This window comes from Arthrobacter glacialis (assembly GCF_002909445.1).
GTDB lineage: Bacteria > Actinomycetota > Actinomycetes > Actinomycetales > Micrococcaceae > Specibacter > Specibacter glacialis.
This window is the reverse complement of record NZ_PPXC01000002.1, coordinates 303,395-318,751: the sequence shown is the minus strand read 5'-3', so window position 1 is coordinate 318,751 and position 15,357 is coordinate 303,395. Positions and strand designations below refer to the sequence as shown.

Annotated in this window: 11 protein-coding genes; 8 read left to right on the top strand and 3 right to left on the bottom strand. The window is 63.6% G+C overall.

The window, feature by feature from the left end:
- Positions 1-134: 134 nt before the first annotated feature.
- Positions 135-1,526 carry a reverse transcriptase family protein gene (locus CVS27_RS03645; RefSeq protein WP_103464372.1) on the top strand — a complete coding sequence of 464 codons (1,392 nt, stop codon included), beginning with the start codon at positions 135-137 and terminating at the stop codon, positions 1,524-1,526.
- Positions 1,527-1,639: 113 nt separating this feature from the next.
- Entirely contained in the window at positions 1,640-3,673 is a 2,034-nt protein-coding gene (locus CVS27_RS03640) for an HNH endonuclease signature motif containing protein (protein ID WP_103464371.1), read from the top strand.
- Here CVS27_RS03640 and CVS27_RS03635 read toward each other — a convergent pair.
- The 3 genes from CVS27_RS03635 to CVS27_RS03625 are packed head-to-tail and all read right to left on the bottom strand — an operon-like array spanning position 3,670 to position 6,362.
- Complete coding sequence (locus tag CVS27_RS03635; RefSeq protein ID WP_243399657.1) at positions 3,670-4,749, bottom strand: adenylate/guanylate cyclase domain-containing protein; 1,080 nt, start codon at positions 4,747-4,749, stop codon at positions 3,670-3,672. The genes CVS27_RS03640 and CVS27_RS03635 overlap by 4 nt on opposite strands.
- A gap of 40 nt (positions 4,750-4,789) precedes the next feature.
- Entirely contained in the window at positions 4,790-5,335 is a 546-nt protein-coding gene (locus tag CVS27_RS03630; protein ID WP_103464369.1) for a PH domain-containing protein, read from the bottom strand.
- Positions 5,328-6,362, bottom strand: a complete 1,035-nt coding sequence (locus CVS27_RS03625; protein WP_165788245.1) for a biotin--[acetyl-CoA-carboxylase] ligase — start codon at positions 6,360-6,362, stop codon at positions 5,328-5,330. The genes CVS27_RS03630 and CVS27_RS03625 overlap by 8 nt, the downstream gene beginning before the upstream one ends.
- Positions 6,363-6,633: 271 nt before the next feature.
- Between CVS27_RS03625 and CVS27_RS03620 the strand changes: the two genes are divergently transcribed.
- From CVS27_RS03620 to CVS27_RS03595, 6 genes are all read left to right on the top strand, one after another.
- Positions 6,634-8,217, top strand: coding sequence for an acyl-CoA carboxylase subunit beta (locus tag CVS27_RS03620; RefSeq protein WP_103464367.1), 1,584 nt, complete (start codon positions 6,634-6,636; stop codon positions 8,215-8,217).
- A complete protein-coding gene (locus CVS27_RS03615; RefSeq protein ID WP_103464366.1) occupies positions 8,214-8,420 on the top strand; it encodes an acyl-CoA carboxylase subunit epsilon in 207 nt (68 codons plus the stop codon). The genes CVS27_RS03620 and CVS27_RS03615 overlap by 4 nt, the downstream gene beginning before the upstream one ends.
- Before the next feature lie 38 nt (positions 8,421-8,458).
- Positions 8,459-10,204, top strand: a complete 1,746-nt coding sequence (locus CVS27_RS03610) for a DUF885 domain-containing protein (protein ID WP_103464365.1) — start codon at positions 8,459-8,461, stop codon at positions 10,202-10,204.
- A 130-nt stretch (positions 10,205-10,334) separates the two neighbouring features.
- Positions 10,335-11,762, top strand: a complete 1,428-nt coding sequence (locus tag CVS27_RS03605; RefSeq protein ID WP_103464364.1) for a dicarboxylate/amino acid:cation symporter — start codon at positions 10,335-10,337, stop codon at positions 11,760-11,762.
- A gap of 193 nt (positions 11,763-11,955) precedes the next feature.
- Positions 11,956-12,597: a TetR/AcrR family transcriptional regulator gene (locus CVS27_RS03600; RefSeq protein WP_243400033.1), complete on the top strand. Its 642-nt coding sequence runs from the start codon at positions 11,956-11,958 to the stop codon at positions 12,595-12,597.
- Between the two features lie 73 nt (positions 12,598-12,670).
- Positions 12,671-15,340 carry an MMPL family transporter gene (locus CVS27_RS03595; protein ID WP_103464363.1) on the top strand — a complete coding sequence of 890 codons (2,670 nt, stop codon included), beginning with the start codon at positions 12,671-12,673 and terminating at the stop codon, positions 15,338-15,340.
- The last annotated feature ends 17 nt before the right edge of the window (positions 15,341-15,357 follow it).

Here is a 15,357-nt window from a genome sequence, read left to right as displayed (position 1 = left end):
TTCGTCGATGAGATGGGGAGTCACCTTGGTGACCCACCCTCTCCGGGGCTACCCCGGGGGACGAAGACGTACCTCCAGCATGCGCCTTGGGCGCGCCGCTACGCTCCGCGAAGCGCAGCGCCCAAACAGACAGATTGGTCATCATCGAAGCCGTCGCAGCCATGATCCCCACCCTCTCCGCCGCCGTTCTGGCGCGCAATCCTCGGCCCACGCCCCAGGCGATTGCCACGGCGCTGGCCCATGCCTTCCTGGCAGCCGAGGACTGGTCCAAGCCCTCCCTTATCAGCGCAGCGGCCAGCGTTTTGGGTGCTCGACGGCGTTGGCTGGGGCCGCTGGCCGAGCACATTCTGGGCCTCTACCACCGGCGCCCGGCAGACGCCCCACGTGAGTTGGTCGCCGTCGTGCTTCACAGCGAAGCGTTTGAAACGGCAGTTGAAAAGGCCGCCAAGGCGCGCAAGCCCATCATCGTGGCCCACTACGTGGTGCAACCTGCTGTGGCCCGCGAGGCCCGGGTGCCCCACCTCGACACGCTGGCCGGGCTGGCCGGGCTACTGGGCCTGAGCATCGGTGAACTTGAGTGGTTTGCCGATCCGCGGCAGTGGAACCGGACGGCCACGAGCAAGCGGCTGCAGCACTACAGGTACCAGTGGCGCAGCCGTCCCGGGAAGGTGCCCAGGCTTCTTGAAATTCCGCAGCCGCGGCTGCGCGCGCTCCAACGTACCGTGCTGCACGAGCTGCTTGCACCCATCCCGCTGCACAACGCCGCGCACGGTTTCGTGCCCGGACGCAGCGCCGTGAGTGGTGCCCGGGCGCATACCGGCGCCGAGGTGGTGGTGAACCTGGATTTGGCTGCCTTCTTTGCCCATGTCACCCCGGGCAAGGTGTTTGGCGTGCTGCGCCAAGCCGGATTCACGGAGGCGGTGGCACACCGGCTGACGGGGCTGTGCACGCATGCGGTGCCAGGTGGCGTCATCGCCGAGATGCCACCCGGCGGCGACTCCGCGGACCGCTTTGCGCTGCGCAAGGCCCTGGCCTTGCCGCACCTGCCGCAGGGCGCGCCCACCTCGCCCATGCTGGCCAACTTGGCGCTGCGCCGGCTGGATTCGAGACTGTCGGGATGGGCTGGCGCGTTCGACGCCGGCTACACCCGCTACGCCGACGACCTCGCCTTCAGCGGGGGTTCTGAACTGGCCCGGCGCGCCGATGCGTTTGTCCGAGGGGCTGCCCGGATTGTGGCCGATGAGGGCCACGCGCTGAACCGTTTGAAGACCCGGGTGCACAGGGCCGGGGTGCGGCAGAGCGTGACAGGGGTGGTGGTCAACCAGCACACCAACGTCACCCGGGGTGACTTCGATGCCTTGAAAGCCGTGCTGCACAACTGCGTATCTCTTGGGCCCGAGGGCCAGAACCGTGACGGCCAGGCGAATTTCCGGGCACACCTGATGGGGCGCGTGGCTTGGGTTTCAAGCGTCAATCCCGGCCGAGGGGCCACGTTGCGTGCCCTATTTGAGCGGATTGTTTGGTAGCCCGGCCGTCTGGGCGGTTTTCAGTCATACACAGTACGGGTAAGTGGCATAGTTTATCCACACACTCGTATATATCTTTCAAGAATGTCGGTGCCTTGCCCTAAAATTAAGGTATGGAAGCAACGGCAAGGACGCCGGGAAATCCCGGATCCACAAGGTCTCAGAGAGCGGTGGGGCAGCACATCCACCAGCTTCTCCGCCTTGCCGCCGCGCTGGCCGATTCTCCCGCCTGTTCTCCCGCCGCTCCTGAGGGATCCACGGTTGAGGCACCGTTGCATGGGACGCCACTGGTTGAGGCTCGGTTGGTTGAGGTGCCGCTGGGCGTGGATTTGGCGGGCCTCACCGATACCCAGACCATCAGCTGGGGACAATCCTTGGAGCAGCTGGACCATATCCTCTCCGCCCTGCAAGTACAGGTGGCCGGAGAGCTCGCCGCACGCACCCGGGCGTCCCGGTTTAGCGACGCCGGATTCACCAAGCCCGTTGCCCTGCTCACCAGCTCCCTGAAACTGGGTGCCGCCGAGGCCTCGCGCCGCCTGCGCTTGGCCGAGCACTTTCTTCCTGTCACAGATGTCCTCACCACGGTGATCACCCCACCCACTCAGCCCATCTTGGGATCGGCGTTCTTCAGCGGGGAGCTCTCCGTGGAGCAGGCCCTGGTGGTTTCCGGTTTCGCCGACGACGCCCGCCATCTCTCGGCTGCCGGTCTAATTCCCGAGGAAAGCGCCCACGACCTCGAAACCACCCTCACCAACTACGCCAAGGATGAGCCACCGGATTTCCTGCGCCGCATCGGCACCAGGGCAGTGAACCTTCTGGACCCGGATGGACAGCAACCCAGCGACGGTGAACTCCTGGCCAAGCAGGGCATCTTCTTCCGGCATCCCCGCCGCGGTTTGGTCCACTTTGACGGGCACCTGAGCGTCCCCCAATACGAAACCCTGATGTCCGCCATAGGCTGGGCCACCAACCCCAACACCCATGGGGACATCAACTCTGTGAACACGAACACCGTGGACATCAGCACTGTGGACCCGCTCACGGATCAAGCTGAAGCGGCGGGCGCGGCGGGTGGTGCGGCCAGCGCCCCCGCCAACGGAGGTGGCGCATCCAGCGGGAGTGGCGCGGACAGCGGGGTTGGCACAGCCAGCGGTGCGGACAGCGGGGTTGGTGCAACCAGCGGCTCGGCCAGCGGGGTTGGTGCAACCAGCGGCTCGGCCAGCGGCTCGGCAATGACGACTGGCGTGCAGGAGCTGCCCGGCCAAATGGAACTGCAGGGCTTCATCTCCACCATGTCCGCGGCGTTTGGAGGCGGACAGGCATCTCCGTCCAATAGCTGGCCACCACCGCAGGGCCCAGTCCCCGCCTGGGCGTCTGGCGAAACTGCCAGCGCGGATGGCACGCCTCCGGAATCGTGGCCGCACCTTGTCAACGGGATCCCTGTGCCCGAGCCCGGCTACGAGCAAGACCTCCCCGGGCTGGACCCGATCGATCCCAACAGCACCGACTCGGCGGTGGCGGACAGGCGCAGCCACGGGCAAAAACTCCTCGATGGGCTGATCGACTGCGTCAAACTGGCAGCCCGCACGGGGAAACTGCCGCTGAACGGCGGTCTGAAATCCCAACTTTTCATCAGCACCACCGAGGCCGATCTTCAGCGACGAACCGCAGCTGGCGGTGCAGGCGGAATAGCGTTTCTGCCCTATGGCGGGCCCCAGCCGCTGGAACTCTTCAAGGTGGAACTCTGCGACGCCGATGTCACCACCATGGTTCTGGGCAACGGCCAGGACATCCTCAATGTGGGGCGCACCCAACGCTTATTCACTGCGGCGCAACGCAAGATCCTGCTGGCCCGAGACATGGGCTGCACCTTCCCTGACTGCACAGCCCCCGCCTGTTGGTGCGACGCCCACCACATCATCCCGTGGCAGGACGGCGGCGAGACCAGCATCTCCAATGGCACCCTTCTGTGCAGCCTGCATCACCAGCTTGTGCACCGCGGCCACTGGACCATCGAGTTTCACGAGGGTGTGCCGTGGTACATCCCCAGCTTTCGGCTCGACCCCACTCAGCGCGCCCGCCGCAACAACTACCACCACGGGCTGTCGCGGAATGGGCCATCTGAGCCGCCGGAGAAGGCTGCTTAGTCGACTACTAGGCCCTGGCCCTTGCCACGCTGGAGCAGCACGGGGGCAATTTCACCAAAACCGCGCACGTTCTCCACGGGCAGCTGGGTCAGGATGAACCTGTCGTCGTTGGTCAGCGCCGAGGCTGTCACGGAGTCAACCAACACGGTGCCCGGTTCAGCCAACGACGTCAGGCGGGCAGCGAGGTTCACGGTGGGGCCATAAATATCGCCGAGGCGTGACAGGACGCGGCCCCAGACCATGGCCACACGGGCTTCGGGCAGGAAGTCATCAGCCGCCATGGCCTCGGCCAGAGCCAAGGAAATTTGGGCGCCTGCAACGGGTGTTTCACAGTTGAACAGGACCTCATCGCCAATGGTCTTCACCAGCCGGCCGCCACCAACACTGATGATCTCGGCACAAACGTTCTCAAAACGCTGCACCAGCTTGGCCAGGGTTTTTTCATTCATGCGCCGAGACAGTGAGGTGTAGCTGACCAGGTCGGCAAAACCCACGGCTCGGGCCAGGGGCAGCGGCGCGTCGTCTTCATCGCCGTCGCGCCCCAACTCGCTGGCAGCCAGGCCCGACTCGGCACGCACGGCCAGGCGCTGAACGCCTGCGTTGAGCTGGCGCCGGTAGGAATAAATCAAGAGTTCTTCCAGCGGGGCAATCAGGCTTGGCAGTTCGGACACCACTGCGCGTCGGGCCTCGGCGTCACTGACGCCATGCTCCGCCACCAAATCCTCAACCAGCGCCTCAATCTGCCAGACAGCCATCCTGTCAGTCATTTGACCGATGGAACGGGTGACGGAGATGGCTGTTTCTTCCGTCAACAAGCCTTCACGGACCATGGTGACAACGATCTGCAGCGCCTCTTGATCGCGCTCGGTGAAGGCCACGTCTTCATCGCCAATATTGGGGAAGCCCATGGCACGCCAAATTTTGCGTGCAGAAAGCAGTGATACGCCAACTCCGGCAGCAACGTCGCGGCGTTTGAGTGTCCGCTCGCCGCCCAACAGCTGAGTTTCCAGGGCTTTGGTTTGGTTGCGTGAGGCAGGAGGCAACAGCGGCTCGGGCCGGTCAGTGGTCTCTTCCAAGCTGGCGCAGCTCCTTTTCTCTTGTAAGTTCGTCAATAGCCTAGTCCCCTTGCTGGGGTGTTTGCTGAATGGATGCCCTAAATACTGCCGTCCAGGCCTGTTGAGTTTCACTATTGAACTCTTTGACGACAGGTACTTCCTTTATTGTCCGCATCTGACCGCGGTACATATGCAGTTGCAGGTCCCCCGAGCCCACCAGCCGCTGCCGCCAATTTTGCACGGGACGCACTTCCTGAATGTGTGCCAAGACATGGAAGTGGGCCTTTCGGCGCCGCGGTCCATGGCGAACCACCAGCCGCTGATTGGTGAGGACAATATGTGTGGAGGCCCACCTCAGCGTGCGCCGCACCGGATAGGCCAACAACAGCAGGACCACAGCCGTCACCAGCAGCACAATGGCTGGTTCGCGCACCGGCCCGGACTGCGGAGCCCATTCGGCGAAGGGCCCCGGCTGCAACTTGGCCAGAGTGGCGGACGCGCCAAGGATCATCATCAACCCCACCGTGATGGGCCAGAGCAGAACCCGGGCATGGGGCCGGGTGTCGATGAGAACCTGCTCCCCCTGCTCCAACCAGCTACTACGCATAGTTCAGCGTGCCATCGGTTTCTGTGCGGCGCAGATGAATAACGTCACCGGCGCTGACAGTATGAAATGTTCCTGCGGCGTCACGGATCAACAAACTGCCGTCGTTGCCCAGCCCCGTCGCAGTACCGTGCAGCATTGCGCCACCTGGCAGTTCCGCCCGAACTTCCTGGCCCAAGGTGCTCATGTGCTGTGCTGCCAGCTCCAGCAGACTGCGCCCACCCCCCACACCGCCAATAAGGGGCGCTGCCGCATCACCGGCTGCCGCAACAAATTCGTTGTACAGGGCGGCAAAAGTGTTCAGATACGCCGGAAGCAGCACATTCCTGTCCAGGGCTTCCGGGATGGCGCCTTCCAGAAGCAGCGAGGTGGCACGATCCGTTGGGAGCTGGTGGGCGTCGGCACTGACATTCACACCTGCGCCAACCACCACGCCGGGCCCACCCGTGGTGAACGGAACCAGCTGGGCAAGAATGCCGGCAAGTTTACGCCCGTTCACCACAACATCATTGGGCCACTTCAGTGCCGCGGGGACGGAGGTGTGCACCCGCAGCGCTTCACACAGTGCCACGCCGGCCAGGATGGATAGCCAGGCGTAGCCGGTGAGGGCGAAAGCCGATGCGCCAGAAGTATGTGCGTCAAAGGGGAGCGCACCGCCTGCGGGTTGGCCAGCGGCAGGTGCACCAAAACTGAGTGCATCAGAAGTGGGTGCACTGCCTGCGCCTGATCCGGGTCTGCCCGCAGCTGACGGCGCCCGGTCACCCGGGCGCAGGAACACGCTTGAAATCATGGCCGCCCCGGCTGGGACCACCCATGTCCGGCCCAACCGGCCCTTGCCGGCTTCTTGGGCGTCGGCTATCAAAACGCTCAAATCCGGCCACAGCTGATGTGGGTCGCCAGCACTGCCGGCCAGGTCGGTGTTGGTGGATCCGGTGGTGCCCACAATCTCCACCCGCCCGAAGTATCCCTGGGGGCGCAACAAAGCAGCCTTCAGTGCAGGCTGGTTAAGTGCTTGTGGCGCGCCGGTCATGGCCTCAATCTTATCCGGCACCACTGACATTCATGTCTGCGCGGTTGGCAGCCTCCAGCCGAGCTGCGGACAGCTGGCGGGCAGACGCCACGGCATCACGGGGTGCAAGGTGCCATGGGGTGGAGGAACCTGCCATTGCTAACTGTCGACTTTGTAGGGTTCCTACACACGCAAGGCCGGAATACGTTACTAGAATGAACTAAGAGTTTGCCCTTTTGTGCGGTTCCTACTGCGAGGGCTGCCAGCTTCCACCTACTGAGCCGGAGTACCAATGAGCCACGACCTTTCAACGACAGCAGGCAAAATTGCCGATTTCCGCGACCGGATGGCCCAATCGGAAAAGCCCTCAGGGGAAGCTGCCATTGAGAAGCAGCACGCCAAGGGCCGCAACACTGCCCGGGAACGCATTGACCTGCTCCTTGACCCGGACTCCTTTGTCGAGTTCGACGCCCTGGCCGTGCATCGCTCCACGGCGTTTGGCATGGAGAAGAAGAAGCCCCTGGGCGACGGCGTCGTCTCCGGTTACGGCACAGTGGATGGCCGCCTCATCGCCGTCTACAGCCAGGACTTCAGTGTCTACGGCGGCTCGCTGAGCCAGGTCAATGGCGAAAAGATTGTCAAGGTCCAAGAATTTGCCCTGCGGAACGGCTGCCCGGTAGTGGGTATCAACGACGGCGGCGGCGCCCGCATCCAGGAAGGCGTGGCCTCGCTGGCCATGTTTGCAGACATCTTCCGCAACAACGTGCACGCCTCCGGCGTTGTCCCCCAGATCTCCCTCATCATGGGTCCGTGCGCCGGCGGTGCAGCGTACTCCCCCGCCCTGACCGACTACGTTGTCATGGTGGATAAGACCTCCCACATGTTCATCACCGGCCCCGACGTCATCAAGACCGTCACGGGCGAGGACGTGGACATGGAAACCCTGGGCGGCGCGCGCCAGCACAACAGCACCACGGGCACCTCCACCTACCTCGCCACCGACGAGGCCGACGCCATTGAGTTTGTCCGCGAACTCCTTGACTTCCTGCCCTCCAACAACCTCGCAGAGGCCCCTGTCACCGAGCATGAGCAGGAATTGGAGCTCGACGCCGGCGACCTCGCCCTGGATTCGCTGATCCCTGACTCGGCCAACCACCCGTACAACATGCGTGCAGTGATTGAGCAGATCGTGGACGACGCCCATTTCCTGGAAATGCAGGCCCTGTACGCGCCCAACGTCATGATCGGCTACGGCCGCATCGAGGGCCACACCGTGGGCATCGTGGCCAACCAGCCCATGCAGTTCGCCGGCACCTTGGATATCAACGCCTCGGAAAAGGCGGCCCGTTTTGTCCGTAATTGTGACGCCTTCAACATCCCCATCATCACCTTGGTGGATGTGCCGGGCTTCCTGCCCGGCAAGGACCAGGAATTCCAGGGCATCATCCGCCGCGGCGCCAAACTGCTCTACGCCTACGCCGAAGCCACCGTGCCCAAGCTGACCGTCATCACCCGCAAGGCTTACGGCGGAGCGTACATTGTGATGGGCTCCAAGAAGCTCGGCGCAGACCTCAACCTGGCCTGGCCCACAGCCCAGATCGGCGTCATGGGCGCCCAGGGTGCCGTCAACATCCTGTACCGCCGCGACCTGGCAGCAGTGGCAGCAGAGGGTGGCGATGTTGAAGCCCGCCGTGCCGAGATTGTGCGCAACTACGAGGACGAGCTGTTGAACCCCTACCAGGCCGCCGAGCTTGGCTACGTGGACGCCGTCATCGCCCCCTCCGACACCCGCATCCAGCTCATCAAGGGCCTGCGCGCGCTGCGTGACAAGCGTGCCAGCCTGCCCGCCAAAAAGCACGGGAACATCCCGCTGTGATCCCGGCCGAGCCGTTGCTTACCGTCACCAAGGGCGATCCCACGCCCGAGGAACTCGCGGCCGTTACCGCCGTCGTGCTTGCCTTGCAGGTTGGCGCCGGCGAGTCGGAAGCCAAAACTCCCAGCCGGCATTGGGCCCGGCGGACACTCCTGAAGTTGCCGCCCAAACCCGGCGCTGGTGCCTGGCGTCGCTCGGGGCGCTAACTGCCAGCTGATAAGCAACAAGGCGGTAGGCTCGGGGCATGACTTTGCCCGCACAGCCCGTCACCAGGGCCGCCACTGCCATTGACCAGCTTGCCAACGCCTACACCGAGACGCTGCTGGAGCTCGACCCGGGCTTTGCCACCTCGTTGGGCCGGCCGGGGCGTGAAAGTGAGTATCGCGACCAATCCCCCGCCGGTTTGGCGGCGGCTGAGCAGGCAACGCGGGCTGCCCTGGCGTCGTTGGCAGCGCTGGAACCGGCCGATTCCGTGGACCAGGTGACACTGCACGCCATGAATGAGCGTCTGGGCCTGGATTTGGAGCTCCACAGCAGCGGCTGGTTGCTGGCGGATTTGAACAATATTGCTTCCCCCGCGCAGGAGATTCGGGCCATTTTTGACCTGATGCCCACTGCCACTGTGGCCGATTGGGAGCATATTTCCGCCCGCCTGGCCAATGTTCAGGGCGCCGTTGACGGTTACCTTGCATCCCTGCGGGCCGGTGCACGGCGCGGTTTGGTGGCCGCCCGGCGGCAGGTGTTGACAGTCATTGAGCAGTGTGAGCGGCATGCCGGGACCGAGGGCTACTTTGCTGCCCTGGCCCGTGAGGCTGCCCTCGATCCCGCGGGCCCGGATACCCCATCCCCGGACTCTGCATCCCCGCACGACGCCGGACCTTCCCTCCCTGCCAGTCTCGCCACCGCGCTGCTCGCCAACGCGGAATTGGCGCGAACCGCCTACGGAACTTTGGTGGATTTCCTGCGTGAGGAACTGCTCCCTTCGGCACCCGTGGCCGATGCCGTGGGGCGGGCACGCTATGCACTGGCCTCCCGGCAATTCTTGGGTGCAAGCATTGACCTTGAGGAAACGTACACGTGGGGTGTGGCGGAGCTGGCACGCGTCATCGCCGAACAGGAAGCCGTTGCGGAGCAGATCAAGCCGGGCGACTCGATCGAGGAAGCCAAGGCGGTACTGAATTCCGACCCCGCCCGGGCGCTCCAGGGCACCGAGGCATTGACTGCGTGGATGCAGAAACTCTCCGACACGGCCATGGCTGAGCTGGCCGGCACACAGTTCAGCATCCCGGACATCATGCGCACCCTGGAATGCCGCATTGCACCCACCCAGGACGGCGGCATTTACTACACGGGCCCGTCGGAAGATTTCTCCCGTCCGGGCAGGATGTGGTGGTCGGTCCCCGTTGGCGAGGATTCCTTCACCACCTGGGCCGAAACAACCACTGTTTATCATGAGGGCGTTCCCGGCCACCACCTCCAGGTGGCCACGGCCATCTACCAGTCGGGGCTTCTCAACGAGTGGCGGCGGAACGTGTGCTGGGTGTCCGGCCACGGCGAAGGCTGGGCCCTGTACGCCGAAAGACTCATGGATGACTTGGGTTACCTAGCCGATCCGGGCGACAAGATGGGCATGCTCGATGGCCAGCGGATGCGCGCCGCACGGGTGGTCTTTGACATTGGCGTCCACCTGGAACTGCCCATTCCTGCCCCGTGGGGAACCGGGAACTGGACCCCTGAGAAGGGGCTGGAGTTCCTGCGCGCAAACCTCGACATCTCCGCCGGCCAGCTGGACTTTGAGTTCAACAGGTACCTCGGCTGGCCCGGCCAGGCGCCGTCGTACAAGATTGGCCAGCGCCTCTGGGAGGACATCCGCGACGCCCGTGCCCAGCGCGACGGCGCTTCCTTCTCCCTGCGCGACTTCCACACCCAAGCCTTGAATCTTGGCTCAGTGGGTTTGGACACCCTCAAGATGGCGCTGCTTCACGGCTAGCCGCGACCTTGGGCCAAAAAGGACGGCGTTCGGGCAACGTGGGTAACGCGCGTAACAATTGAAATTGCTATGCGTAACAAGAGGACACACAAATTTCATAGTGATATTGTCCCGCGCCTACCGTTGGACCATGACTTCCACAGCGAGCACCAACAAAGTGTCGAAGCTGCCCAGGTGGGCCAGCTCCTTCGGCGTTCAAATCATTGCCGGCCTCCTCGCCGGCCTCATCCTGGGCTTGATTGCCCGCCAGCTCGGCGGGGATCCCAAAACGGATCCCAACGGCCTGGTCACAACGCTGAGCACCGTTGGCAACAGCTACGTCTCCATCCTCAAGGCGGCCGTTGTGCCGTTGATCTTTACGGCAGTGGTTTCCTCCATTGCCAATTTGCGTGAAGTCACCAACGCCGCCCGCTTGGCATGGAACACCCTGCTCTGGTTCGCCATCACCTCCTTGATTGCCGTGACCATCGGCATCGCCCTCGGGGTGCTTTTCCAGCCCGGTGCCGGCACTGGAACGGCAACGCCCAAGGAATACACCGGCAAGTCCGGCGACTGGTGGGCCTTCCTCATCGGCTTGTTCCCCTCCAACTTCCTGGGCCTGAGCGCGTCCACGAAGGCCGCCGAATCGGGCGCCCTGACCACCAGCGTCAGCTTCAACGTCCTGCAAATCCTTGTCATTGCCATTGTGGTTGGCATTGCGGCACTGAAGGTTGGCAAGGCAGCGGATCCGTTCCTCAAGCTCAACGGTTCAGCCTTGGCCGTCATCCAGAAGGTGCTGTGGTGGATCATCCGCCTGGCTCCCATCGGCACGGTCGGATTGATCGGAACAGCGGTGGCCACCTACGGCTGGACCACCATTGGCTCGCTGGGCAAGTTCACCCTGGCCATCTATGTGGGCCTGGCCCTGGTGCTGTTCGTGGTTTACCCGGTGCTGATCAAGACCCACGGCCTGTCCATCAAGCAATACTTCTCAGGTGTTTGGCCGGCAGTTCAGCTGGCCTTCGTCTCCCGCTCCTCCATCGGCACGCTGCCGCTGACCCAGCGCGTGACAGAACGCAACCTGGGCGTGCCCCGCGCCTACGCTTCCTTCGCGGTGCCGTTGGGCGCCACCACCAAGATGGACGGTTGCGCGGCAATCTACCCGGCCATCGCGGCCGTGTTCGTGGCACAGTTCTTCGGCATCCAGTTGGACTTGGGCCAGTACCTGCTCATTGTTCTGGTCTCCGTTTTGGGCTCAGCGGCAACAGCAGGCACCACCGGCGCCGTCGTCATGCTCACGCTGACGCTGTCAACGCTGGGACTGCCGCTGGCCGGCGTCGGACTTCTCCTTGCCGTTGACCCCATCCTGGACATGGGCCGCACGGCAGTGAACGTGGCCGGTCAGGCGCTGGTCCCCACCATCGTCTCCAAGCGCCAGGGCATCCTGAATGAGGAACTGTACAACGCCCCCCGCAACGGCAACCCCTTTGCCGACGACAGCGATGACCTGCTGGCCGACTTGAACGCAGCCAACAGCGCCGACGACGTCGATCCCAAGCGTCAGGCTGCCAACGCCTAACCGTTTGGCAGCAGCACCTGATGTGTAACAGCTCGCTAGCTGGCAGTACAGAACTCCCGTCCCGGAGCCGATCAACAGATCGTCACCTGGGCGGGATTTTTGTGTTCGCCGAAGACAGTGTGGCGGACAGGTTCCTGCAGACCGCCCGCCAAACAGTTTGCACTAAGTGCAAACTTGTACTTAGTGTAGAGATGTGAGTTCTTCTGCGCTTCCCACCCAACAGCCGCTGGCTGATCCGCAACCTTCCCGCCGCGAACTGAACAAGGCCGCCTCCCGGGACGCGATTGCCAATGCCGCCCTCGAGTTCCTGCGCAGCGGCGACCTCAGCTCCTTCACCGTTGACGACGTTGCCGTGGCAGCCGGTGTCTCCCGGCGCACCTTTTTCAACTACTTTTCCTCCGTGGAAGCGGCCGTTGCCAGCTTCACCCAAAATTACCTGGACCAGGTCATTTTGGAATTGGAAGCCCGGCCAGCCGACGAACCGGTGCTCGAATCCGCCCAGATCGCCCTGTCAGCCGTGGGCAGCGCCCGCAACCTGGCCATTCTGGCCGAGACTTTCGCCCTGACTCAGGACCCCCAGCTGGGCCGCTTCCAGCTCCAGGCCTGGGAGGAATGCAGCCTCAAAATCACTGAAGTTGCCAGGCACCGCCTGCCCCCGGATACCGATGAACTTTACCTTTACGCCCTAGTGGGCGCCGTTACCGGCAGCTGCCGGGCGGCGTTCCAAGTCTGGTTCCACAAGCATGGAACCAACATCACCGACGAATCGTTGGCTGATTTGCGTGCCTTCTTGGACAGCACCATTTCCCACATCCGCAACGGCTTCAGCAGCTAGTCTTTTCTGCGCTCCGCACAGCACAACAGCCTGCGCCCCGCCCGCGCCGGCACCTTTAGAGAATGGAACGATCATGGCCCTCTGGCTCTACAAACTTGGACGGTTCTCCGCCCGCCGCGCTTGGCTGGTGATTGCCGCCTGGGCTCTCATCATGGGAATGGTGGGCGGTGCCGCGGCCCTGTTCATGGGCCCCATGTCCAACAACTTCCAGATTCCCGGCACCGAAACTCAGCAGATGGCAGATAAGCTGCAGGCTGACCTGCCGGAGGCATCCGGGGGCACCGGCGCGGTGGTGTTCACCACCACCAACGGCGAACCGTTCACCCAGGCCCAGGAAGAAGCCATCACGGGGGCACTGGAAACAGTGACAACCGTGCCAACCGTCAAGGGCGTCATTGACCCTTTCCTGACCACTGCCCAGAAGGCTGAAGGCGCTGCACAGCTGGCCGACGGCGCCAAGCAGTTGGCTGCCGGCGAGGCGCAGGCCGCTGCCGAAAAGCCCAAACTGGATGCCGCAGCCGCGGAGTTGGCCGCCGGCAAGGCCCAGCTGGACGCAGCCCAGACCCAGTTGGACACGCAGAAGGCCCAAGCCGCAGCACTGCCGGCCGGCTCTCCGGAAGCAGCCGGTGCCGCCGCGCAAATCGCCGCGGGCCAGGCCCAGCTGGACGCCCAAAAAACCCAGTGGCAGGCCGGCCAAGATGCCTACCTGGCTGGAAAGGCCAAGTTCGACGCCGGGCAGGCCACCCTGGCCGCCACGAAGGCCGAGCTCACGGCTGGCCAGCGCATGGCAGACGCAGCAGCGGGAGTGCTCTTTGTTTCTGAAAACAACAAGGCCGCCATCGGCCAGATCCAGTTCTCCGAGTCAATGAACGCCGTGACACCTGCAAACCGTGAACTGGTCCAGGAAAAGCTCAACACCCTGGATTCCAGCGGAATCACTGTCTCCTACAGCAAGGAAATTGTCGAGGACGTCTCCTCGCTGTTCGGAGTCTCAGAGGTTGTGGGCATTGCCGTGGCAGCAGCTGTCCTGTTGATCATGCTGGGCACCTTTGTTGCCGCCGGCCTGCCGCTGCTCATGGCCGTTATTGGCGTGGGCATTGGTGTGGGCGGCACCATGGCCCTGACAACAGTCATTGAAATGTCCTCCATCTCCCCCATGCTGGCCCTGATGCTTGGCTTGGCTGTTGGCATTGACTACTCGCTGTTCATCGTGAACAGGCACCGCCAGCAGCTCCTCGCCGGCTTGGCAATGCGTGAATCCATCGCCAAGGCCACCGGCACCTCAGGCAACGCAGTGACCTTTGCTGGCTTGACGGTTGTCATTGCCTTGGCGGCACTCTCGGTCACGGGACTGCCCTTCCTTGCCATTCTGGGCTTGGCCGCGGCCGCAACCGTTGCCGTTTCAGTCCTCATCGCCTTGACCCTGACGCCTGCCTTGCTGTCCTTGATTGGCACCCGCCTCATCTCCAAGCGTGTTTGGGTCAAGAATGCGGCCGCTACTGCTGCGCACGACGCCAAGCTGGCAGGTTTGGATGCCAGTGGCAAGGCTGCCGCCGATGAAGCCGTAGATGTTGCCCGCAGCGCCCGCGGTTGGGGTGGCCTGGTCACCAAGCACCCCGTGGTTGCCCTCATCAGCGCTGTGCTGGCCTTGGCTGTCATAGCCATACCGGCTACAGGTCTGCGCTTGGCCCTGCCCGACGGCGGTTCGGAGCCCGTAGATTCCAGCGCCTACCAGGCGTACTCCATCACCGGCAAGAACTTTGGCGAAGGCATGAACGGGCCCATCATTGTGGTCGGCTCTTTGCCAGCGGGCTTGGACAAGACCAGCGCCACCACGCTGAACCTCGATGTTGCCGATCAGCTGCGCCAGGTTCCCAATGTGAAGGCTGCCGTTCCCGTCATGCTCAGCGAGGACCTGCGCACGGCCGTGTACCAGGTCATCCCGGCCGAGGGTCCTGCCAGTGAAGGCACCGTCCAGGTGATCCATGAACTGCGTGAGCAGGGCTCCACCATCAAGTCCGACCTTGACGTGACCATCGGCCTGACCGGCCAGACGGCCGCCAACGTTGATGTCTCGGAGAAGCTGGGAGCGGCGCTGCCGCCTTACCTGGCCATCGTCGTCGGACTTTCCTTGATTCTGCTGATCCTGGTGTTCCGCTCCATCCTGGTGCCGCTGCTGGCAACCGCCGGTTTCCTGCTTTCGCTCGTTGCTGCGTTTGGTGGCGTAGTGGCCGTGTACCAGTGGGGCTGGCTCTCTGGCGTCTTTGGTGTGGAGAACCCGGGAGCCGTGCTGAGCTTCCTGCCGATTATTTTGATTGGCGTGCTGTTCGGGCTGGCCATGGATTACCAGGTGTTTATTGCCTCCGGCATGCGTGAGGCGTACGTCCACGGCCAGGACGCCAAGCAGGCTGTCCGCACCGGGTTCAAGCATGCTGCCCCGGTGGTGACGGCGGCCGCGATCATCATGATCAGTGTGTTCTCCGGTTTCATTTTCAGCCACCTGACCATGGTGCGGCCGCTGGGCTTTGCGCTGGCGTTTGGCGTGCTGATTGACGCGTTCGTGGTGCGCATGACCATTGTTCCGGCCGCCATGCACTTGCTGGGCAAAACTGCCTGGTGGATCCCGGCCTGGCTGGATAAGATCCTGCCGGATGTGGATGTGGAGGGCGCCAAGCTGGCCACGCTCACCGACGCCCCTGCCGATGCGCGGGAACTGAGCGGGGATCGGGAACCCTCGCGCTAGCTCGCTGGCACCGCAAC

Coding starts and splice junctions, on each gene's coding strand:
- CVS27_RS03640 (WP_103464371.1), top strand. CDS start 1,640: ATGGAAGCAACGGCAAGGACGCCGGGAAATCCCGGATCCACAAGGTCT.
- CVS27_RS03630 (WP_103464369.1), bottom strand. CDS start 5,335: ATGCGTAGTAGCTGGTTGGAGCAGGGGGAGCAGGTTCTCATCGACACC.
- CVS27_RS03625 (WP_165788245.1), bottom strand. CDS start 6,362: ATGACCGGCGCGCCACAAGCACTTAACCAGCCTGCACTGAAGGCTGCT.
- CVS27_RS03620 (WP_103464367.1), top strand. CDS start 6,634: ATGAGCCACGACCTTTCAACGACAGCAGGCAAAATTGCCGATTTCCGC.
- CVS27_RS03610 (WP_103464365.1), top strand. CDS start 8,459: ATGACTTTGCCCGCACAGCCCGTCACCAGGGCCGCCACTGCCATTGAC.
- CVS27_RS03605 (WP_103464364.1), top strand. CDS start 10,335: ATGACTTCCACAGCGAGCACCAACAAAGTGTCGAAGCTGCCCAGGTGG.
- CVS27_RS03595 (WP_103464363.1), top strand. CDS start 12,671: ATGGCCCTCTGGCTCTACAAACTTGGACGGTTCTCCGCCCGCCGCGCT.